The sequence below is a fragment of the Paenibacillus puldeungensis genome (genome assembly GCF_042678945.1).
Lineage (GTDB): Bacteria > Bacillota > Bacilli > Paenibacillales > Paenibacillaceae > Fontibacillus > Fontibacillus puldeungensis.
The window spans coordinates 18,479-38,374 of record NZ_JBHTLM010000002.1 but is presented as its reverse complement, the minus strand read 5'-3'; the positions used below and the strand labels follow the sequence as shown (position 1 = coordinate 38,374).

Sequence of the window (19,896 nt, the reverse complement as noted above, 5' to 3'; positions counted from 1 at the left end):
AGAAAAAAAAGCCATATCCATTGGTATGGCTTTAGCAGGTCTAGCGATTCATTTTTGCATATTCACTATACCTTGTTTTGGCGCGGGTTACAACATTTTTCTAAGTACTGAAGGGCGAATGATGACGTTATTTTTTCAAGAATTGTATGTATTTTCGTAAGGATGCGACGTGCATCGGATAAAAAGAGCGACTATCCGATGTAAGGCTGGCTTCTACTTCTGATACCGGAGCCCAGCGGATGTTTTGCGTCTCGTTGGTCTTCTCAAGCAGTTCCCCCTTAGCCGTACAGATGAAAGTTAGAACCAAGATTGGATAGTTGCCCTGAATGTTTTGAGAACAGGAAAAAGGCATATAATCCAGAACCTTGTATCCATTAGAAGCATAGATTCCGGCTTCCTTTTCACCATGAATCTCTTCCACTTCCAAGCCCGTTTCCTCCCAAATTTCTCTCCTTAAGGCGTCAAAAATATTTTCATTTTCGCGGATCTTCCCAGCCGGTATTTCGACGAGCCCCTCTTCCTTGACCGCATTTTCCTTCCAACGCTCCTGTAGCAAGATCATCGTGGTGCCGTTGATCTGCTTTTCAATAATCCCTGCCACGCAGGGGATCGAGAATCGTTCCATGGATGCATGCCTCCTTCTCTCCTTCTCACTTTTACAGCATCGGAACCTGCAACCCTAGTATAAACCCAACCATCATCACCGGTAAAAAAACGATGCCGACGATCACGGTGCCAATAGTAAGTTCCGTCCCGGTAACCTGTAAAACGCATCGCATCTCTATGAAGTATAAAATTGCCTTCCATACAAGCAGCATGATTAAGAGCGTCTGGATCAAGAAAGACAGCACTGGCAGCTCCGTAAGATGCCGGTTAGTAGCTAGAAAGTAATTAGCCGCCACGCAAATTAGATTAGGGAGATAGGTGAGCCCCCAAGTCGTGGAAACCTGTCTAAATCCAATCCCCTTGCGAAAAATGCGTGACACCAGCCAAATACAGCCGCATGCGATGGCCCATGTGCCGACACCAGCCACCAATAAATACAAATCAGCCGATAAAAAAGCCGTAAGTCCCGCCGTCATCAGAACAACTAGCAAAGAGGCGAGCTGTTTTTCAGGGGTATGCTCCTGATCCATTACGGAGAGTGGCGACCAAGCCGCCTTTCCCAACGCGATAAGGCCTCTTCTTATCATTTGATCAGCTCCATCCAGCTTGATAATACGTCCGCTATTCCATGAGGCCCCGTCGTGAGCCAAATCGCACCCGAGACAGCAAGCGAGAGCAGTCCCGATATTTTTAGCGGATTCCGGTAAATAAACAGTTCCTTCCGAAGCAAAGCCCTACGATGAACGCGTTCCGGAGCAGAGGCCAATATATCGGCCAGCATCTTCTCCTTAAGATGGTCCGGAGCCTGAATATCCGTCAGCGTGGAACGAAGCATTTTTTCAAGTTGATCATCATCCATTGGCGTTCTGCCTCCCTTCCAGGCATTTGGTATACTCCTTGATGAAGTTACCCCTCGCTTTTTGCAAAATCCCGTCCACCGCCTTGTTCGTTCGACCAAGGATCCCGGCAATTTCTTTGCAGCTGTAGCCGTCGATGTACTTCAGAATGAGTGCGTATCGATAAAGCGGGTTAATTTGATTTAGAGCCTCCCGCACCTTTGCGCGGGTTTCGTGGCTTTCCGCTACCGCCTCCGGATTAAATTCCACTGGTAGCTCCAGGTTCAGGTTTTCCTCATAGGGATTATACTTTGCCGAGGCTGTATTCTTACGGTAATAGGCATACAGCTTGTTTTTGGCAATCGAACATAACCAGGTCCGGTACGAACTGTTCTGGCGGAACCGGTCCAGCGTTAACCAAGCGGCACCGAAGGTTTCCTGGACGATTTCCTCCGTCACCTGCCTGTTTCCGGCCGTTCTACTGTACACAAAGGAATATACATATTCAAAGCTTTCATTATAAATTTGGATAAAACGTTCCTTCATATTGAGAGGTTCTCTTTTCCGTTTAATTAATCGTGAAGTCAAAAGAGGCAGCCAGCCCTTGGTCATCGTGAAGCTCCAGCGTTAGCGGCCCTTTAGCCACCTTAGAACCCTGCAGGGTAAAAGAGAGTATTCCTTCCCGATCGGTAGTCAGGTTCTTCGTCTCCGATTGAATGACCCTTCCACCGGACAGCCATTTCGCCGTATAGGCCATGCCCTTCGGACTCTCCACGACGTGAACGTTGGCATAAAGATCAGACCCGACCTTGATTTCGGCAGTCTGCTCCTCTTTCAGCTTGTTCCATGTCGTCGTATACACACGGAGAACCTCGCCCCCCGGCTGAGACTTCACCTGATCAAATTGATCAACATCGGAAATCGGCTTCTTAGACAAAATCAACCCGCTGATCTCATCATCCCCTTTGTTCACGAGAATGTAGCTAATAAAAACAGCCAACACAACCAATACAGATACCGCAATAATAGATGTTTTCTTGTTCATATCCGTACCTTCCTTTCCAAGACGGAGTCATCATATATGAAACCTTGATCCTCCTTCCATAAACTTAGTTTCATATGTAGGAAAAATCCCCCTGTCCTTTTGCATGTAAAATAAAAAAAACCGGAACACCTGCGCTGCATCAGAGCAGTGGTGTTCCGGTTGTCCGGTACAAAAAATATTTCGTTTTCGAATTTATTTCATTTCATACATGACGCTAAGCGTTGTTCGTACGTTGATTTCTCCCGGCTCAACAGAGCTACCGGCTGCAGAATCTGCAGCACTAGCCGTCTCCATCTTATAGTTCTGCATATAAACCGGAGTACTGATATCCGACTGGCTAATGCTTAATACGATACCGAGCTGACGGTTCGCTGCTTTGGTGATCGCTGAAGCTTTCGAATTCGCATCGGCCATCGCTTTTTGGATCACTTGCTCTTGATATTTTTCCGGATGCTCGGCACTGAAACGGATGTTGTCGATCCGATTAGCCCCTGCCGCAGAAGCCGCATCCAGCAGCTGTCCAACCTTCGTCAAATCACGGTAAGCTACATTCAGCGTATGCCCTGCCGAATAACCTTTAATTTTTTGACCTTCTTTGTCACTGTAAGTGTAGTTCGGTTGTACGTAGAACTGGTCCGTTTGAATATCTTTGTCGCTTATGCCCCAGGTTTCCTTGAGCAACTTAGTCAGAGCCGCCACCTTCGTCGCATTGGCACTTTGCGCTTCCTTCGCCGTATTTGCCTCTGTCACGATACCGATCGATAAATAAGCGATATCCGGCTTTACAGAAATCTCCCCGCTTCCCACAACATTCACTACATTCTTTTGTATATCGCTTTCAGCATAGGCAGGGGTGGCTGTATCAAACACACCGCCAAGCAACGTTCCGCCAGCCAGCAAAGATCCGGCAATTACAAGAGACCCTACAGGTTTCATCCAGGTTTTCATATGTTCAAAACCTCCATCAGTTATTTTACCTACTAGACGTATACGAAGAACAAATGTTGCAATTTTTTAAACCTAAGTGTATTTAGTGCATCTATTTTCGGACAAATCGTAGGTTTTTGAATTCTAATTGCATAATGTACATTTAAAATGGGGTAATGAGGCTTGTCAGGGTGATTTCACTCCTTTTAACTGCACTTTCTGCATCTAAATGCTCAAGGCTTCCCATAAGTCGATATTTAATTGTACAAAATGCAATTAGTAAGTTCACTCGTAGATCAATGCATCTACTGAGCGTGGGAACCGAACTTACACGTCCTGTAATAGCAAAAAAGGGGATGCTTCACCCGTAAAACGAGCGAAAACATCCCCCTCTAATGTAGAAAACCGTTAAATTATTGGTTCTCCAATTCTTCCTTGCTGACCAAATTGATTAAAGCGTTTGCAGCCTGTTCCGCATCCGCACCCTCAGCACTGATGTATATCTCGGTACCCGTGCTGATCGCCAAACTCATAATACCCATAATGCTCTTGGCATTGACTTTTTTATCATCTTTTTCAACGAAAATTTCCGATGAGTATTTATTCGCTTCCTGAACGAAGAGCGCAGCCGGCCGGGCATGAAGTCCCGTTTTCAAACGAACGGTTACCGGGTTTTTAACCATGAATCTTACCCCCTATACGAATTCATCACGTTGTTCCAATTCGTGGCATTATAATTTATATCATTATAGCATACCCAGGTGGAACGCACTAGCATAACCACCTTAAGACCCGCGAATTTTTTCCGCCAGCTCATCAATTTTACGCAGTCGATGGTTTACGCCGGACTTACTGACCGTACCTTTGAGCAGCTCGCCCACTTCTTTAAGGTTCATATCAGGATGGGCCAACCGAACCTCCGCAACCTCACGCAGCTTCTCGGGCAGGTTTTCGAGCCCCACTTCCTTTTGCAGCAGCTTGATATTGTCAATCTGCCGCACAGCCGCGCCGATCGTCTTGTTGAGATTCGCCGTTTCGCAGTTGACGATCCGATTGACAGAGTTGCGCATATCGCGCATGATACGCACATCCTCAAACTTGAACAAAGCTTGATGGGCACCGATGATGCTGAGCAGTTCGATAATTTTCTCGCCCTCTTTGATATAGAAGATAAAACCCTTCTTCCGCTCAATGCAGCGAGCATTCAAATGAAACTCATTCGCCAGGTCCACCAAAGCCTTGCAGTGCTCCTCGTACATCGAGGCAATCTCCAGGTGATAGGACGAACCTTCCGGATTGTTGACCGAGCCGCCGGCCATAAACGCTCCGCGCAGGTAAGCCCGCTTACAACAGTTTTTCCGGGTCAGCTCCGGATTAATCCCAGGCGTAAAAATAAACCCTTCCGAAACAATCTTCAATTCCTTTAAAATTTCCTGCACTCTGGCCGGAATCCGCACGATATACACGTTGTTTTTCTTGAGACGCATTTTTTTGCGAACGAGCAGTTCCGTATGAATTTGAAAATGCTTCTTCAGCAAAGAATATATTCGCCTTGCGATCGCGGCGTTTTCCGTGGAGATATCCAAAATCACTTTCTTGTTCGAAACCTGAACCGAACCGTTCATCCGGATCAGCGCAGATAGCTCGGCCTGCTCGCAGCAAGCGGATGCTTCGACCATCGTCAGCTCTTTTTTGGTTTGCGCCGCAAATGACAAGGGACTCACCTCTTTCGTAAAATCCAGTTTTGCACAAGCTGATAAATGTGATGGCTCAGTTTGTCCGCATCATGCCGTAAATAACGGCGGAACAACACGAGCGTGTCCGCTATAACTTTATAGCCTTGACCGGTGACGTTATCCCAGTCGACTTCCACCGGCTTGGCACCTTTTTCGGCGTAAAAATCTTGAACCTGCGTCGGTATTTCGCCATCATTTACAATAATATAATCAAATAAGTGCTGGCCAACATGGTCGTATACCGCCTGCAGGTGATCACTCACCGTATAGCCGTCCGTTTCTCCAGGCTGCGTCATTACATTGCATATAAAAATTTTGATAGCCGACGAGTTTTCCAAAATCGCCTCCGCCAGCTTCGGCACCAGCAAATTTGGGATAATGCTTGTATACAGACTTCCCGGACCGATCAGAATTGCATCGGCTTCCCGAATCGCATCCACCGCCTCAGGAAGCGGTTCAACAACTTCAGGCTCGAGAAAAATCCGTTTGATCTTACCTCTGACCTGCGGGATCTTCGATTCCCCAGTGACGATCGTGCCGTCCTCCATCTCCGCATGGAGCACAACCGCTTGACCTGCGGCCGGAAGCACCCGCCCCCGCACAGCAAACACGCGGCTTAGCTCACGTACCGCGGTAACAAAGTCACCGGATATATCCGTAATTGCCGCTAAAATTAGGTTGCCCAAGCTGTGCCCAGCTAGTCCGGAACCTGCCGAAAAACGATAGTTCAGCATATCCGACAAAAGCGGTTCAACATCAGCCAATGCTGTCAGTACGTTGCGAATATCGCCAGGAGGCGGCATTTGCAATTCATTTCGAAGAATACCAGAGCTGCCCCCATCGTCGGCTACAGTTACAATAGCCGTGATATCGAGCGGTTTCTCCTTTAATCCGCGAAGCATGACGGACAGCCCCGTTCCCCCGCCCATTACGACGATTCGCGGAACTCTTCCTTCCTTAGCCCGATGTATCACTTAATGGTTCACCTCTTAATTCGAGTTCCAATGAGAAGCTCGTTTAATTCCGGTCTCGGCCCTCGTCTCGGTGACTTACGCGAACGGTCTCCGTTTCGCTGGCTCCGAGCATCCGGCCTAGATATTCGGCAATAGCCACCGAGCGGTGCTTGCCTCCGGTGCAGCCGATCGCAATAATGACCTGACTTTTGCCCTCTTTGTGGTACTGCGGCAATAAGAAGTGCAGTAGATCGAGCAGCTTGATCAGGAAGGTTTGCGTCTCCGGCCACTTCATTACATAATCATATACATCGCTGTCTTGTCCGGTGTGTGGACGAAGCTGCTCAATGTAATGGGGATTTGGCAAAAAACGAACATCAAATACCAGATCGGCATCGATCGGTATTCCATATTTAAAACCGAATGAAGTAATGTTTACGGATAAGTTGCTGCTCTCCAGATGAGAAAACCGGGATATGATTTTCTCCTTCAACTGTGCCGGCTTCATGTTGCTTGTATCGATCACCTGGGTAGCTGACATTCTTAGCTCATCCAGCATCTTCCGCTCCAGCTTTATCCCGTCAAGCGGCATACCTTCAGGAGCGAGAGGGTGGCGACGTCGGCTCTCCTTATATCTTTGAACGAGTATGGAATCGGTCGCATCCAGGAACAGAATTTCACATTTAATGGTGAAATGATCTTTAATATATGCTAATGACTCCGACAGCGCGGTGAAAAACTCACGGCCGCGTAGGTCGATAACAAGCGCGATTTTGGCGATTTTCCCTTTTGATTGCTCAATAAGTTCAGCAAATTTGGGAATCAGCACCGGAGGCAAATTATCCACGCAGAAAAATCCGAGATCCTCCAAACTCCGTACGGCAAGCGACTTCCCTGCACCCGACATGCCCGTAATGATAATCAGATTGGCTACTGAACTCGTTTCCTTTTCCGGCATTGTAATCCCTCCCCGCTTAAATTCACTTTGTTCCGTTAGAATCCGCCTGGTTTGTCTAGGAGCGAAGGAACAGGCCTGCAGCGCCAACCATTCCTGCGTCATTTCCTAAAGTGGCGGGCACGATTTTCATACCCTTTTGTACTGGCTCTGGCGTCAGCTTCGCAAACACGCTGCGAATTTCGTTAAACAGAATATCTCCTGCTTTGGAAACGCCGCCGCCTACAATAAACAGCTCCGGATTCAGAATGACAGCAACCGCAGCCATCGATTTGCCCAGGTAGTAAGCCGCCCGGTTTACGATGCGGATCGCCGCCTCGTCGCCTTCCTTCGCGGCATCGAATACGTCTTTCGCCATAATGTTCTCGACGTGCGAGAGTGAAGTGCGGTCCCCGCGGGCAACCGCGTCCTTCGCCATACGAATAATGCCCGTTGCGGAAGAAACGGTCTCAAGGCAGCCCATTTGACCACAGCCGCAGCCGATCGCTTCCAAATCAGGAACAACAGACATATGTCCCAGTTCGCCGGCCATCCCGGAGAAACCTTGGTAGATCTTGCCGTTGATAATAATACCCCCGCCGACGCCAGTGCCCAGCGTATAGCAGACGCAGTTTTCTATGCCTTTGCCTGCGCCGCCCCAGGCTTCACCTAAAGCTGCTACATTGGCATCGTTGTCTATTTTGATCGGCTTGCCGAGTCGCTGCTCCAGGATTTCACGAATGTGGAGATCCTTCAAACCTACATTCGGAGCAAGAATAATGATGCCTTCGCGGACATTGGTAAATCCGGCGACCCCGGCGCCAACTCCTGCTACCTGCTCCCAAGCGAACGGCGATTCTTCTACGACTTGCCGGACGTACTTCTCGATGTTGGCGACGACCGTATCCGCGCCCTTAGCGACTTCGGTCGGACCTTCATACGTATGAAGCAGCTGCCCTTCTTCATTACAAATGCCGACTTTGATTGCCGTACCGCCTAGGTCAACACCGATGTAGATTTTTTCAGACATTTCACAAGCCACCTTTTTCTCAAATAATATGGTAAATCGGTTTGGTTAGTATTTTTCGCTAAATAGAGCTTTAATCTCCTGTGTCCTAAATCCGTAGGTTACGGATTAGAACTGCCTGTTTGGGCCATTTTGCTCCTACGTACCAACTATAAGCGAACCCTCCCGTTCGGTCAAGAGAAGGCAGGATACGCAAAACCCTAGGGAGACAAGGGATTGTGGTATATGAAGTTGATCACAAGCAGGAGCAAAGAAGAGCAGGTATTCCGTATGTCCTTTACCTTGACCCGACCACGTCCGACCCCAGGTCGCCGCTCAATCTAAATGTATTTTGTGCATCTATTTGACGTAGATTACCGATTCCTACATTTACATCACTTCGTTTAGTTAAGCTTAGTTTCCAACACGCTGACTCAGTAAAAAAAGCCCCCTCCTTCGCTGTTAGCGAAAGTTGGGGCTGAAGGCAACCAAACTAAGATAAAATTCGCTTTTGTCCCTCAAGCTCGCGAATCGGGGCGATATTTTGCGTAAATTCCAGAGTGCCTAGGTATCGTCCGTCTTCACTGCGCACCGCAAAGTAGCGGATGTACACGAATTTGTCTTTGATTTGAATCCAGAAATCCTCGGAATCCTTCCGGCCGGCTTTGAAATCAGCCAGCAGCTTATTAACGACATGTACGCTTTGCGGCGGATGGCAATTCTGCACGGTACGGCCAATTACAGCCTTGGTCCGAGCGAATATCCGTTCCTTGCCATGGGAGAAGTAACGAACCACGTCATTCTCGTCAATAAACGTCAGGTCCACCGGCAGATGGTTCATCAACGCTTCGAGCTGTTCCATCGATAATAGGCCCGTTTCGAACTTCACGAAGCCCTGCGGCGCATGGCCCTGCTCTGGATTTGAATCCGACCTGCCGCCCTCCGCTGGATTGCCGCCTTCCTCATCTGGCAGCGGCACGCGTTCGGGAATCCATTCCCGTTCCGGAGCCGTCAGACAAAATCCGATCTCATCGCTTTCCCGAGCGATCTTGACCCACTCGTCCTCCGTCAATTTCTCCAATGCCATCGGCAGCAAAATATTTTCTTCCTTAAAGATCATCTCGTTGACTTCCTTAATGATACGCTCCAGATCGCCGCAAATTTCCTCTTTATCCGTTTCCCCGTTCCCCAGTTTGCCCTTGACCTCTTTGATCATGGCGCGGATGCCGTCATCGACGCCCCACATCACAGTAGTCGGGCCGTAAATGCCGTACCGCTCAAGGTAAGGGAACAACAGATTTTCCTTCCGGCTGTAGTGTTTATCAAGATCGAGAAGGAGGCTGAGGTCCTCCAGCAGCTTAAAGACAATCTCCTCGCGGTCGTCCTTGCGGAACTTATCCAGATGCAGCTGCAGCTTAAAGTTTACCAGGCGCTCAATCTCGCGATTTTCCAGCTTGAACGTGTGCACCGGATGACCAGGCTGCTCCTCCGGCTTGGACGAGCGGTGAATCTCCTCAATCGAGCCTTTGAAGATCGCTGTATGCACCGAGCACAGACGCTGTACTTCGGACACCGGAATGCCTTCCTCTTCCATCAACGCATGCTCCATCGCGGAAATTTCCGTGACCGTCACGTCGCCGACCGCTTCCTCAAAACGTGCTTTGACTTCCTCAACGCTTTTCCCCTGATGAAGCTCCTTGATGATTTGCTTGAGCAGCTCCTGACGGCGCCCTTGCTCCGGCACGCTGTGCTCGCGGTTATTGATCAGTTCGCTCATATTTCGTTCCTCCCATATCGTAAATAATTTACTCTATAATTTCGTAGCCTCTCGCCTGAAAAGCTGATTTTATCGTATCCAGACCGATCTTTTTCAATCTGGCTCCTTTTGGAATCGTCATAAAACGTCCTGCGCTCTGCAGCATCCCCGGTTTGGCGATTTGCTCGAATCCAAGCTCCACCATGACGTCCAGTATACCGGGATCCGCCGAGCACAGCTCATATACGGTTTTGCGCAAATCAATCGTTTTCGTCATCTGCGATCGCCGCCTTCATTCACTAAAATTTGAATGATAATTATTCTCGTATCCAACGTAGCATACAACAAGGGTCGTATTTGTGATTCCACTCACAAACTGAACGGGAATGAGAAACAGGCCGTTTCTTTTTTGCTGGGATTTTGCCAAAATAGAGTCAGGAGGGGACCGTGATGACAAGTACACATCTGCTATATATTGAAGACGACAAGGAAATCGGCGAATGGGTCAGCCAAAATTTGCAGGACCGCGGCTATGCCGTAACCTGGCTAACGAGCGGTGAACGTGCTGTAGAGGAAGCAGCCGCATGCGGGCTTGTGATTCTGGACGTGATGCTACCCGGCCTGGATGGATTCACTGTCGGTGGTCGGCTCAAGAAACAATACCCTGAGCTTCCTATATTGATGCTGTCTGCTCGGTCTTCGATCGATGACAAGCTGCAAGGGCTCAAATTTGCTGACGATTATTTGACCAAGCCGTTCCACCCGGACGAGCTGGTAGCCCGCATAGAGGTGCTGCTGCGCCGCAGTGGAAGCCAAGATGCGCAGCCACTGCGGATCAAGCATTTACTCATTCATGAAAAGGAAAATCGAATCTTTAATCAAGATACAGGCGAAGAAATTGTCCTGACCGGTAAGCAGTATTACATTTTCATCTTTCTGCTCCGTCATTTGGGGCAAATTCTGACTAAAGAACAAATTTATGAAGCCGTATGGGGTGAAACTTACCTTGATGGAGATAAAACATTAATGGTACATATTCGCCATCTGCGCGAAAAAATCGAAAGAGATCCCGCGAACCCTGAAGTCATTGAGACGATTCGCGGCATCGGGTATCGGGTGAAAGCATGAAGCTCAAGCCGATTTACAAGTTTAAAAACTCGCTGCTTACGCGGTATGTGCTGATCAACGTTTTGGCGCTTATTTTTATACCCATTCTGATTCCGATCAGCTATATCGCCTCCTGGGGCGTCAGTTATATGATTCACCCGCATGAGCCGTACACAAAAACGCTCCCCTACGGGACCGGAACCGATGTGGAGAACAGATGGCACAAAGAGGCACTGTCGCTGCGTAATGCCAAGCCGGAAGCGATTGACAACAAGCTTAGAGAGCTCAAACGCAAATATGCCGATGCCTCGCTGTACTGGGTGGATTCCTCGGGAACTACACACCTGCAGCTTCCTAAGCAAACCGACCTGCCAACCAAATGGTCTCTGGAGGATACGATCGCATTTATGAAAAATAGGTCCAACTCCGACCCCTTCACGGTCGTCGCCTTTATCGGCGGAAACGAGAAGATGCGGCAGGGATTCATGGTGCTGGAGCTGCCGCGCCGCTTTCTCAACCGCACTGCTCACGATGGGCCGGATGACGGCCGCTTCTTCGGGGTAATTATCGCTTTGTTGCTAGGTTTTTTCATTTTGCTGTCCTATTTGTTTTTCCGGGATATTCGTAAAAGACTGCTGCGTCTGGAATATGGGATGACTCTCACGCAAAAGGACGGCATGCCTGCGCCGATCCAGGCGGGACGTCCGGACGAAATCGGCCGTTTGGAGCAAGCCTTCAACCGTATGGTTTATCAACTGGAGAGCAGCAAGAAACGGGAACATCAGGAAGAAGAACTGCGCAAAAATCTGATCAGCCACCTGTCCCATGATTTGCGAACGCCACTGACAGTGCTCGCCAGTCACTTGTATTCGCTTCGTGAGGAACCTTTGTCCGAGCATGGGAAGCAATCGCTGACCCTCATGGAAACGAAGATAACAGATTTATCCGTCCTCATGGATCATCTGTTATCTTATAATTTGCTATCCAGCGGACGTTATGCCGTCAATCTGGAGAAAAAGGACGTGCTGCGGATTGTTCGGCAAAGCGCGGCTGCTTGGTATCCGGTTTGGGAAAAAGCCGGAATCTCCCCAGACATCGATCTACCGGACGATGAGCCACTGTATTGGCAAATCGATGAGCAGGGTCTGCGCCGGGTGCTCGACAACCTGTTTCAAAACCTGGTCCGCCACGCAGGATCGGGCGGTTACGTCGGCATCACGCTGGAGCCATGGCGAAACGTCACCGCACTCGTTATTAGCGACCACGGTCCCGGTATGGAGGTAGCTTCCCAGGCCAGCGGGGCCGGGCTGGGACTGCAAATCGTCGATTTGCTGCTGAGGGAAATGCACCTGATACGGGAAACGGAATCGTCCAGCGCGGGCACACGAATGTACATTTTCCCGGCCGCTTTTTAAACAAAACTTAAACTTGCCCCCACTTCACGTTTAAACTTCGGACGATATGATAGTTCTCGAGGTGATAATCGTGAGTGAATTGATCATTCAAACGCAAGGTTTAACGAAAAAATATCGCGGCCGCGCCGCAGTGGACCATTTGAATTTAGAAATTGCTAAGGGAGATATTTACGGTTTTCTCGGACCAAACGGGGCCGGAAAAACGACGACCATCCGGATGCTGCTCGGGCTCATCCAACCAACAGCCGGTTCGATCCGTATTTTCGGGAAGGAGCTGCAAAAAGACAAATTGGCGATCCTGCGCCGTATCGGTTCTCTGGTCGAATATCCGTCCTATTACGGGCACCTAAGCGCCTTCGACAATCTGGAGGCGATTCGCCGGATTTTGCAGGTGCCGAAGTCTCGTATCGATGAAGTATTGGAAATTGTCTCGCTTACCAGCGAGGCGCGCAGACCGGTTAAGGGATTTTCGCTCGGGATGAAGCAGCGGCTCGGTATTGCTGCCTCTTTGCTCGGCAGCCCGGACCTGCTCATTCTGGATGAACCGACCAATGGACTCGACCCTACCGGGATTCACGAAATTCGCGAGCTGATCAAGAGCATGCCGAAGCAGTATGGGATCACCGTCCTCGTCTCCAGCCACCTGCTTGGGGAAATGGAGCTGATGGCCAACACCGTCGGAATAATCCGCGAGGGACAGATGGTGTTCCAGGATACGATTGAGAACTTGCGTCTGGAATCCGTCAGTGATATGGAGTTTGTTGTATCCGAGCCTGATTCGGCGCTGTGGATTGCTCGCGACATGGGAGCGGTTGGCACGTTGAAAAATGGACTGCTGACGTTCCCGGGGATGCAAGACCCGCAGGTAGCAACTCTGGTGAAAGCCCTGGTTGAGAACGGACATGCCATCTACCGGGTAGAACAAAATAAGAAATCCCTGGAGGACATCTTCATGCAGGTCATCGGGGAGGGGACCGCGTCATGATGTTTCGTTCGCTGTCGGCGGATTTTCTGAAGATTCGCCGGAAAGGAATCTGGTTTCTGATCTTTTTGGCCCCGATCGGACTTATCGCCATGCAGGCGCTCAATTACGGGCTTCGCTTTGACTACTTAATGAAACAGTATGCCAAAGATCCATGGGGCGGTTTGATTGAGAATATTATGATTTTTGTACCGATCGCCCTTTATCTTGGCTGCACGCTCGTTAGTTCACTTGTGGCGAATGTCGAGCATCAACTCAGCTCCTGGAAGCAGCTTCTTGCACTGCCGATATCGCGTACGGCTGTATTTAGCGCAAAGTTTCTGCTCTGCTTCCTGCTACTGTGTGTATCCTGCATACTGCTTACGATTGGCACGATCATACTGGGACTATGCTTCGGATTTGGCGCCGCAGATATTCCCTTTGATCAGGTTGCTACGATGGGATTCTACCCGCTCTTGGGCGCGCTGCCGCTGCTGGCCCTTCAGCTTTGGCTCTCGTTGACTTTCCGTAACCAGTCTCTGCCGGTATCCCTGGGCGTGACGGTATCTATCGTATCTCCATTCACGATGAACCTGTCGGAGTGGTTCCCGCTCAATTGGCCACTTTTCGGATTTTTAGGTCCGCATCAGATTTGGTTCATTACCGCCGGAGCGGCCACGGGATTGGCCATTTTGCTCGTCGGACTGATTCACTTCAACCGAAAGGATGTTGATTAATATGAAGACGTTTCTGAATGTCCTTGCGTCGGAACGGTTGAAGATGTCAAAGTCCCGCCTATGGATCGTTCTGTTCGCCAGCCCGCTTCTGTCCTTGTTGGTTGGGGTTTCGGTAAAACTCCCTTCCATCGAAGACCAGTGGCCAGTACTGCTAACGGCAATGGTCATGCTGCATGGACTTCTCTTTCTCCCGATTATGGCCGGATTATTCCCGGCATACATTTGCCGTTATGAACATATCGGGGGTGGCTGGAAACAGCTCCTCGTTCTGCCGGTTTCACGTACCGCCGTCTACTTTGCCAAGTTTACCGTTGTGTTCGTATTGCTGATCATCTGTCAGGCTATCTTTTTAGGCGCACTTCTTTTGGCAGCCTGGGTAAAAGGCATCGCTGCCCCGATTCCGTGGGACATGATCGCTGTCAGCCTGATCGGCGGCCTCATTGCTTGCCTGCCGCTAGTCGCTCTGCAGCTCGGCGTATCGCTAACCTGGTCCAGCTTCGCTGCTCCGCTCGCTGTGAATGTATCGTTCACGATACCAAACCTGCTCATCGTAAACTCATCGACATTTGCCCCGTTTTATCCTTGGGCTCAGCCGATCCTCGCGATGATGCCGAGTGGACAGGAATCTTATGGCGCATTCAATTTGCCGCTGGAGAGCTTGATGATTACCGTACTGGGCAGCTTCCTCATCTTTATGCTTGCAGGTCTGGTGCATTTTCAGCGGAAAGCGATTTAAGATAAGAAGTGTAAAAAAAAGAGTGCCAATCCGGCACTCTTTTTTAACGTTTCACAGCTAATGAAGGTAAGGGGCGGAACTTGGGGCAACTGATGCAGGAACTCATGGGAACATGCAGCTTATTAAATGTATTTCGTACAATTAAACACCGCCTTGCCTAGAGTTTCAAGCATTTAATTGCAGAAAGTACAGCTAAAAGCAGCAAAATAAACCGCTCAAGCCAAATTGGCCCGATTAGATGTAGGAAATGCAGTTAAAATCCATAAATTTAAAATTCGCGTAAAAATAGCTGTACGAAATACATCTAGTGCACAAACGTATGGGGTTAGTATGAATATCCTCGCGCTGAGCGCGTCGGACGGTGAGTAATATCAACCCTTCAGCCGCTCAATCGATAGACTGACCTTGTAGTTGCCGAAGGCGAGCAAACGGTTCAGCAGATCGTTCAACCGCGCCGATGTATCGACCCGGACCCGCATCCAGTAGCATCCCTCGCCACTTACTCGATGTACCTCCGCAATACTGTCATTTTCTTCGATAAACTTATGAAACCGCTGGTGTGAAGCGCCCGATGACAGAAACACCGTCACAAAAGCATGCACAGTAAGCCCGATCTTCTCCGGATTCCAGCGTAACGTATGGCCTTCAATGACGCCAAGATCCTGCAGCTTCCGTACTCTGGCCCCGACGGCCTGCCCGGTGAGATGCACAGACTGGCCGATTTGTTTAAATGATTGACTGGCATCCTCGAGCAAAAGCCGTAAAATGTTCAGATCCGTGTCGTCCAGGTCAGGGATATAGGTCAAGGTCGGTCAATCCTTTCATGGCGTAAGTGATCCGCGCCGTTTCCTTTCACCAGGTTATGGGGCGAATGTTCATTTCCTTCTACAATAGAATTGTAGCAAATATCCTATCTTAACATAAAGGGGTGCATTCCTTTGAAAATACAACTGATTCGCCACGCCACACTGTGGCTGGAATATGGAAGTCGCAAGTTTCTGATCGACCCGATGTTCGCAAAAGCCGGAGCAAATCCTCCGGTCATGAACTCGGCCAACGACCGGCGCAACCCGCTGGTGCCGCTGCCGATGGGAGTGGCGGTTGATCAACTGCTTCATCCTGACGCCGTGGTCGTGACCCACCTGCATCCTGACCACTGGGATGAGGCAGCGGCCATGCTGCTGCCTAAAACGACGCCGATCCTCTGCCAGCCCGGAGACGAGAGTCATTTTGAATCGCTTGGGTTCACTCGGGTATCTCCGATTGTGAATGATTTAGAGTTTGGAAGAGTATCTCTGGTGCGAACGGGTGGGCAGCATGGTACCGGGGAGATCGGGCAGATGATGGGTTCGGTATCCGGCTTTGTATTCCGAGCGCCATGCGAACCGACACTCTATCTCGCCGGAGACACAATTTGGTGCGAGGAGGTAATTCAGGCGCTTGATGATCACCACCCGGACGTAGTGGTCGTTAACGCGGGAGGAGCACGTTTTCTCACCGGCGGGCCAATCACAATGGATGACGATCAAATCGTCAGTCTGTGCCGCCATGCTCCGGATACGCAGGTCATTGCCGTGCATATGGACGCCATTAATCACTGCTTGGTAACCCGTAGCGATCTCCGGCGGCGCCTAGAAGCTGAGGGGTTGACGCAGCAAGTTGCAATTCCCGAGGATGGAGAATGGGTGAATGTAACAACAGACCATCTACCAGCCAACTAGTGAATAAGGGACATTTATGGCCCTATTTCGCCGATTTAGCATCCCGTGCGGAAAATAGGGGAATTTTGGGGCCTTATTTCATCATTTAGCCTGTACAAATAGCCATTTGGCTGCCATCAAAGCAAATATAGGTCCATAAAATTCCCTTATTTGCTCAGAGGTGCCCAAAATCGACGGAATAGGTCCATTTTTTACCCCTATTTCGCGTAGGGTGCGACCTGTCTGAAGGTAACGCATCCTTTAACTCGGAGATTCACTTTCAATCCACTCACCCGCTTAGCCATGGCCATAGCTTTGCTTCAAACAAACACACTAAAAAGCTGTCTCTCCCGGTCCCGATAAACGGATCAAAAAGGTGAGACAGCTTTCTATTTATCTGCTATGCTGCAGCGTCAAGGCTCGGATAGGCACTAGGAGCCGACCGGACCGCTCCAGTCGTGCACCATGCTCCCTTCAAGGAGCTTCTCGCAGTCCATCGCCGCCATACAGCCGGAGCCCGCCGCCGTAATGGCCTGGCGGTACCGGATGTCCTGGACGTCGCCGCAGGCGAAGACGCCCGGCACATTCGTTTCCGTCGTCCCCGGCTTTACGACGATATACCCGTGCTCATCGGTCTGAATCGCCCCGCCGAGAAACTTCGTATTGGGCGTATGACCGATCGCCACAAACACCCCATCCGCTTCAAGCAGTTCTTCCTGACCGCTTTCATTGTTGCGAACCTTCAGCCCGCTGACGACGCCGTTGTCGCCTACCGCGACCTCAAGAGGCGACCGATTCAAAGCCCAATCGATCTTCTCATTGCCTTTGACGCGCTCCTGCATAATCTTCGAGGCGCGCAGCTCGTCACGCCGGTGCACCAGCGTCACCTGAGAGGCAAACCGCGTCAGGAAGCTCGCTTCCTCCATGGCGGAGTCGCCCCCGCCGACAACGATAATTTTTTTGCCGCGAAAAAAAAATCCGTCACACGTTGCGCATGTGCTCACGCCTCGCCCGACATTCTCCTGTTCGCCCGGAATGCCGAGATATCTGGCCGAGGCCCCTGTTGAGATGATGACTGTTTCAGCCTCCAGCACCTCGCCCTCTATAGTCACCTTAAACGGACGGTTAGAGAAATCAACCTGCTCGACCCAGCCGTTGCGAAAATTTGCGCCGAACCGCTCCGCCTGCTTGCGCATATTCGCCATTAGCTCCGGCCCCATAATGCCTTCTGGAAAGCCGGGAAAGTTCTCCACATCCGTCGTCGTCGTGAGCTGTCCCCCCGGCTCCAGCCCCTCAATCACCAGCGGACTTAAGTTTGCTCTTGCCAAATAAATAGCCGCCGTCAGCCCGGCCGGGCCGGTTCCGACCACCATGGTTTTGTGCACCATAACGCTGTAACCTCCTCCTTGGTTCCTTAAAATCAATCAATTCATAATTCACTATTATTTAATTGATCTTTCTATATTCAAGTTTTCCCCAAGTTGGATTCGCTTTACCCGAAATCTATCGGACCGACGAAAAAATCGCCTCTATCTTCTCTTTCACACCGCACACCTCATCAACCCGGCAAACGTATCTGCGAGCGGTCGAAGCCGATATGCCGTACTTTTTCGCTACCGATTCATACGTTACGTAAAGGCGATGCATTTTTGCCGTTAAATATTCGAGCGCGCATGCCCACCCCTCCAGATGAGTAATCGAAGGCGGATCGGGATACAAACGGGTGAGAAACTCGACCCACAACGTCTCCGCATCGTGCTGCTGCTGAAGGTCGAAGCTGGAATCATTCATTTTCCCGATTGCAAGGTTGATGACTGCCTGCCATTCGCTCCGCCATACCGGCAGCTTGGTAGCTGTCTGGCTTGGGTCGACCATCGTTGTTGTTTCGCCAGAACGCACGGGAAGCGACTTCGTTACCCCCATACTGCGGAGTACGAACAACGCCATATCCTTCAAGCTTTGGTCTTCCTCTGGCTCCAGCAGAAACGCCTCCAGCGCTTCCTCGACCTCTTGATCGGCAATAAGCCCGAGCGCCTGAATCACCTGGAGCTTCATTCTCGAATCACCGTGACGCAGCGCCCAGAAGAACGAAGAGCGGATCACCGGGTTGTTCTGCAGCTCCGGCGGAATGCCGTCTTCGGAAGCCCCCCACTGCTTGAGCTGTTCTTCAAAAGGAAGTACATACTGATAGTTCACCGAAAATGGAGCCTGCGCATCAGTTACCGCCGAGCTCTCCAAAGCCTCCTCCAGACGGCTCAGGTAATAATCGGCCACACTTGAGACTGGGTCAAGTCTCTTGACCGATTGCCACAGCTTTTTCGCCTCGGACACCCGTCCCGTATAATAAGCCGCTACCGCTGCATAATGGAATACACTCGGGTCTTTGCTCATGTCCTGATCTCGAAGCAGCCGTCTAAAGTGACCGTAGGCCGCTTCATGCTTACCCAGAATGCCCATCGTCGTCGCAAGCTTGAACACATGCTCCTGGTGGAAAGGTACGATTCTGCTGAGTCGTTCCGCGAGCTGCTGCAGGGCCTCCACTTTTCCTTCATGCTGATAAAAAATCGCCAAATTGCACAATCCGTGCAGATTGCCAGGATCCTGGGTCAACACCTCATGAACCGTCTCCAGCGCTTTATCGAACAGGCCGAGATAATAATACCCAAGGGCCAGGTTGTTACGGGCAGCGAAGAAATCAGGCTGCTTCTGGACAAGCTCCTCCAGCATTTTCACTGCTTGGCTGAACTTTCCTTCCTCCAGCAGTTCTCTGGCTTGATCATGCTCAAACATGCCTTTGCTGGACTTGATGCTTCTCAGCTTGGTCGGACGGTCCAGCTCATATTGGAGCAGATCCATCATCTCCTCCGCTTCGGCCAGAAACTGGCCGCTCGGGTCCTCTTCCAGATAGGTGACCAACGCTTCCTCCGCGGCTTCGAACAGATCCATATTCGCGTAGTTGTTCGCCATATAGAAATAGCATTCCGTCATCGTCGGATCGATTTCCTCCAAGACGGTCGATAATACGGCATTGGATGCCTCATAATCTCCCATCTCCGACAGAATCCCTGCCATATTGCAGTGGTTCACCGGATTCCCCGGTTCATACTCCACCGCCTTGCGAAAATATTTCAATGCCTTGTCATAGTGATAGCGGTCCAAAGAAGAGACAGCTCTCTCAAAGAAAAAGCCCGCATCCATTGAGATTGGCAGTACTTTACCCAGCTTGGTTTCCGCCGAGTTTTTTTTCTCCTTCAAGCAAGGCACCTCCTTTATTTGTCTTTTGCAGCGTTCATCTATATCCATGTCATAACCTAGTTTGCCATACGAGGATAAAACATTTTAAAATTGAAGTATATGTCGCTTCGTGAACTCTCCAACTCACAGTATACCATAGTGAAAGCTGTCCTCCCACGGGGAATGCAGTAGGGAAATTTCGGGTTC

At 50.1% G+C, this 19,896-nt stretch carries 22 protein-coding genes; 6 read left to right on the top strand and 16 right to left on the bottom strand.

The genetic code is table 11. The features are described from left to right. Nucleotides 1-127: 127 nt before the first annotated feature. The 13 genes from ACFQ3W_RS03000 to ACFQ3W_RS02940 all read right to left on the bottom strand — a co-directional run bounded on the left by ACFQ3W_RS03000 (nucleotide 128) and on the right by ACFQ3W_RS02940 (nucleotide 10,076). Entirely contained in the window at nucleotides 128-625 is a 498-nt protein-coding gene (locus ACFQ3W_RS03000) for an NUDIX hydrolase (RefSeq protein WP_379316478.1), read from the bottom strand. Nucleotides 626-656: 31 nt separating this feature from the next. Continuing rightward, entirely contained in the window at nucleotides 657-1,193 is a 537-nt protein-coding gene (locus ACFQ3W_RS02995; RefSeq protein ID WP_379316476.1) for a hypothetical protein, read from the bottom strand. Next, the gene (locus ACFQ3W_RS02990; protein WP_379316474.1) at nucleotides 1,190-1,465 is read right to left on the bottom strand and encodes a hypothetical protein; all 276 of its coding nucleotides are present in this window, start codon (nucleotides 1,463-1,465) and stop codon (nucleotides 1,190-1,192) included. Before ACFQ3W_RS02990 ends, ACFQ3W_RS02995 begins: the two co-directional genes overlap by 4 nt. After that, a complete protein-coding gene (locus tag ACFQ3W_RS02985) occupies nucleotides 1,458-1,988 on the bottom strand; it encodes an RNA polymerase sigma factor (protein WP_379316472.1) in 531 nt (176 codons plus the stop codon). Before ACFQ3W_RS02985 ends, ACFQ3W_RS02990 begins: the two co-directional genes overlap by 8 nt. A 22-nt stretch (nucleotides 1,989-2,010) precedes the next feature. Next, a complete protein-coding gene (locus ACFQ3W_RS02980) occupies nucleotides 2,011-2,487 on the bottom strand; it encodes a hypothetical protein (RefSeq protein WP_379316470.1) in 477 nt (158 codons plus the stop codon). 192 nt (nucleotides 2,488-2,679) lie between these two features. Next, the gene (locus ACFQ3W_RS02975) at nucleotides 2,680-3,435 is read right to left on the bottom strand and encodes an SIMPL domain-containing protein (protein WP_379316468.1); all 756 of its coding nucleotides are present in this window, start codon (nucleotides 3,433-3,435) and stop codon (nucleotides 2,680-2,682) included. A gap of 392 nt (nucleotides 3,436-3,827) precedes the next feature. Continuing rightward, nucleotides 3,828-4,097, bottom strand: a complete 270-nt coding sequence (locus ACFQ3W_RS02970) for an HPr family phosphocarrier protein (protein ID WP_188541858.1) — start codon at nucleotides 4,095-4,097, stop codon at nucleotides 3,828-3,830. Between the two features lie 102 nt (nucleotides 4,098-4,199). Next, on the bottom strand, nucleotides 4,200-5,129 hold the full coding sequence (gene whiA, locus ACFQ3W_RS02965) for a DNA-binding protein WhiA (protein ID WP_379316465.1): 930 nt from the start codon (nucleotides 5,127-5,129) through the stop codon (nucleotides 4,200-4,202). A 5-nt stretch (nucleotides 5,130-5,134) separates the two neighbouring features. Next, the gene (locus ACFQ3W_RS02960) at nucleotides 5,135-6,079 is read right to left on the bottom strand and encodes a gluconeogenesis factor YvcK family protein (RefSeq protein WP_379317191.1); all 945 of its coding nucleotides are present in this window, start codon (nucleotides 6,077-6,079) and stop codon (nucleotides 5,135-5,137) included. 88 nt (nucleotides 6,080-6,167) lie between these two features. After that, entirely contained in the window at nucleotides 6,168-7,061 is an 894-nt protein-coding gene (gene rapZ, locus ACFQ3W_RS02955; RefSeq protein WP_379316463.1) for an RNase adapter RapZ, read from the bottom strand. Between the two features lie 55 nt (nucleotides 7,062-7,116). Next, the gene (locus ACFQ3W_RS02950; protein WP_379316461.1) at nucleotides 7,117-8,067 is read right to left on the bottom strand and encodes an ROK family glucokinase; all 951 of its coding nucleotides are present in this window, start codon (nucleotides 8,065-8,067) and stop codon (nucleotides 7,117-7,119) included. A gap of 469 nt (nucleotides 8,068-8,536) precedes the next feature. Continuing rightward, nucleotides 8,537-9,820 (bottom strand): DUF438 domain-containing protein, encoded by a 1,284-nt coding sequence (locus tag ACFQ3W_RS02945; RefSeq protein ID WP_379316459.1) that lies wholly within the window; start codon nucleotides 9,818-9,820, stop codon nucleotides 8,537-8,539. 28 nt (nucleotides 9,821-9,848) lie between these two features. Then, a complete protein-coding gene (locus ACFQ3W_RS02940) occupies nucleotides 9,849-10,076 on the bottom strand; it encodes a DUF1858 domain-containing protein (RefSeq protein ID WP_379316457.1) in 228 nt (75 codons plus the stop codon). 173 nt (nucleotides 10,077-10,249) lie between these two features. Here ACFQ3W_RS02940 and ACFQ3W_RS02935 point away from each other — a divergent pair, with 173 nt between their 5' ends. The 5 genes from ACFQ3W_RS02935 (at nucleotide 10,250) to ACFQ3W_RS02915 (ending at nucleotide 14,755) form a co-directional block, all read left to right on the top strand. Continuing rightward, nucleotides 10,250-10,927, top strand: coding sequence for a response regulator transcription factor (locus ACFQ3W_RS02935; protein ID WP_379316455.1), 678 nt, complete (start codon nucleotides 10,250-10,252; stop codon nucleotides 10,925-10,927). Beyond that, nucleotides 10,924-12,321, top strand: coding sequence for a sensor histidine kinase (locus tag ACFQ3W_RS02930; protein ID WP_379316453.1), 1,398 nt, complete (start codon nucleotides 10,924-10,926; stop codon nucleotides 12,319-12,321). Before ACFQ3W_RS02935 ends, ACFQ3W_RS02930 begins: the two co-directional genes overlap by 4 nt. 70 nt (nucleotides 12,322-12,391) lie before the next feature. Continuing rightward, nucleotides 12,392-13,306, top strand: a complete 915-nt coding sequence (locus ACFQ3W_RS02925) for an ABC transporter ATP-binding protein (protein ID WP_379316451.1) — start codon at nucleotides 12,392-12,394, stop codon at nucleotides 13,304-13,306. Further along, on the top strand, nucleotides 13,303-14,019 hold the full coding sequence (locus ACFQ3W_RS02920) for an ABC transporter permease (protein WP_379316449.1): 717 nt from the start codon (nucleotides 13,303-13,305) through the stop codon (nucleotides 14,017-14,019). The genes ACFQ3W_RS02925 and ACFQ3W_RS02920 overlap by 4 nt, the downstream gene beginning before the upstream one ends. Nucleotide 14,020: 1 nt before the next feature. Then, entirely contained in the window at nucleotides 14,021-14,755 is a 735-nt protein-coding gene (locus ACFQ3W_RS02915) for an ABC transporter permease (protein WP_379316447.1), read from the top strand. Between the two features lie 371 nt (nucleotides 14,756-15,126). On the opposite strand, the gene ACFQ3W_RS02910 is transcribed toward ACFQ3W_RS02915, so the two are convergent. Further along, nucleotides 15,127-15,552: an Lrp/AsnC family transcriptional regulator gene (locus tag ACFQ3W_RS02910; protein ID WP_379317189.1), complete on the bottom strand. Its 426-nt coding sequence runs from the start codon at nucleotides 15,550-15,552 to the stop codon at nucleotides 15,127-15,129. 141 nt (nucleotides 15,553-15,693) lie between these two features. On the opposite strand from ACFQ3W_RS02910, the gene ACFQ3W_RS02905 reads away from it, so the two are divergent. Then, complete coding sequence (locus ACFQ3W_RS02905; protein WP_379316445.1) at nucleotides 15,694-16,476, top strand: MBL fold metallo-hydrolase; 783 nt, start codon at nucleotides 15,694-15,696, stop codon at nucleotides 16,474-16,476. Between the two features lie 410 nt (nucleotides 16,477-16,886). Here ACFQ3W_RS02905 and trxB read toward each other — a convergent pair whose 3' ends face one another. Together trxB and ACFQ3W_RS02895 are read right to left on the bottom strand one after the other, a co-directional pair. Next, on the bottom strand, nucleotides 16,887-17,843 hold the full coding sequence (trxB, locus tag ACFQ3W_RS02900) for a thioredoxin-disulfide reductase (protein WP_379316443.1): 957 nt from the start codon (nucleotides 17,841-17,843) through the stop codon (nucleotides 16,887-16,889). A gap of 115 nt (nucleotides 17,844-17,958) precedes the next feature. Then, nucleotides 17,959-19,710 carry a tetratricopeptide repeat protein gene (locus tag ACFQ3W_RS02895; protein ID WP_379316441.1) on the bottom strand — a complete coding sequence of 584 codons (1,752 nt, stop codon included), beginning with the start codon at nucleotides 19,708-19,710 and terminating at the stop codon, nucleotides 17,959-17,961. Nucleotides 19,711-19,896: the final 186 nt, after the last annotated feature.

What these genes read in the sequence shown, in the direction of transcription:
- ACFQ3W_RS03000 (WP_379316478.1), bottom strand. Translation starts at nt 625, where the DNA reads ATGGAACGATTCTCGATCCCCTGCGTGGCAGGGATTATTGAAAAGCAG.
- ACFQ3W_RS02995 (WP_379316476.1), bottom strand. Translation starts at nt 1,193, where the DNA reads ATGATAAGAAGAGGCCTTATCGCGTTGGGAAAGGCGGCTTGGTCGCCA.
- ACFQ3W_RS02990 (WP_379316474.1), bottom strand. Translation starts at nt 1,465, where the DNA reads ATGGATGATGATCAACTTGAAAAAATGCTTCGTTCCACGCTGACGGAT.
- ACFQ3W_RS02985 (WP_379316472.1), bottom strand. Translation starts at nt 1,988, where the DNA reads ATGAAGGAACGTTTTATCCAAATTTATAATGAAAGCTTTGAATATGTA.
- ACFQ3W_RS02980 (WP_379316470.1), bottom strand. Translation starts at nt 2,487, where the DNA reads ATGAACAAGAAAACATCTATTATTGCGGTATCTGTATTGGTTGTGTTG.
- ACFQ3W_RS02975 (WP_379316468.1), bottom strand. Translation starts at nt 3,435, where the DNA reads ATGAAAACCTGGATGAAACCTGTAGGGTCTCTTGTAATTGCCGGATCT.
- ACFQ3W_RS02970 (WP_188541858.1), bottom strand. Translation starts at nt 4,097, where the DNA reads ATGGTTAAAAACCCGGTAACCGTTCGTTTGAAAACGGGACTTCATGCC.
- ACFQ3W_RS02960 (WP_379317191.1), bottom strand. Translation starts at nt 6,079, where the DNA reads ATGGGCGGGGGAACGGGGCTGTCCGTCATGCTTCGCGGATTAAAGGAG.
- rapZ (WP_379316463.1), bottom strand. Translation starts at nt 7,061, where the DNA reads ATGCCGGAAAAGGAAACGAGTTCAGTAGCCAATCTGATTATCATTACG.
- ACFQ3W_RS02950 (WP_379316461.1), bottom strand. Translation starts at nt 8,067, where the DNA reads ATGTCTGAAAAAATCTACATCGGTGTTGACCTAGGCGGTACGGCAATC.
- ACFQ3W_RS02945 (WP_379316459.1), bottom strand. Translation starts at nt 9,820, where the DNA reads ATGAGCGAACTGATCAATAACCGCGAGCACAGCGTGCCGGAGCAAGGG.
- ACFQ3W_RS02940 (WP_379316457.1), bottom strand. Translation starts at nt 10,076, where the DNA reads ATGACGAAAACGATTGATTTGCGCAAAACCGTATATGAGCTGTGCTCG.
- ACFQ3W_RS02935 (WP_379316455.1), top strand. Translation starts at nt 10,250, where the DNA reads ATGACAAGTACACATCTGCTATATATTGAAGACGACAAGGAAATCGGC.
- ACFQ3W_RS02930 (WP_379316453.1), top strand. Translation starts at nt 10,924, where the DNA reads ATGAAGCTCAAGCCGATTTACAAGTTTAAAAACTCGCTGCTTACGCGG.
- ACFQ3W_RS02920 (WP_379316449.1), top strand. Translation starts at nt 13,303, where the DNA reads ATGATGTTTCGTTCGCTGTCGGCGGATTTTCTGAAGATTCGCCGGAAA.
- ACFQ3W_RS02915 (WP_379316447.1), top strand. Translation starts at nt 14,021, where the DNA reads ATGAAGACGTTTCTGAATGTCCTTGCGTCGGAACGGTTGAAGATGTCA.
- trxB (WP_379316443.1), bottom strand. Translation starts at nt 17,843, where the DNA reads ATGGTGCACAAAACCATGGTGGTCGGAACCGGCCCGGCCGGGCTGACG.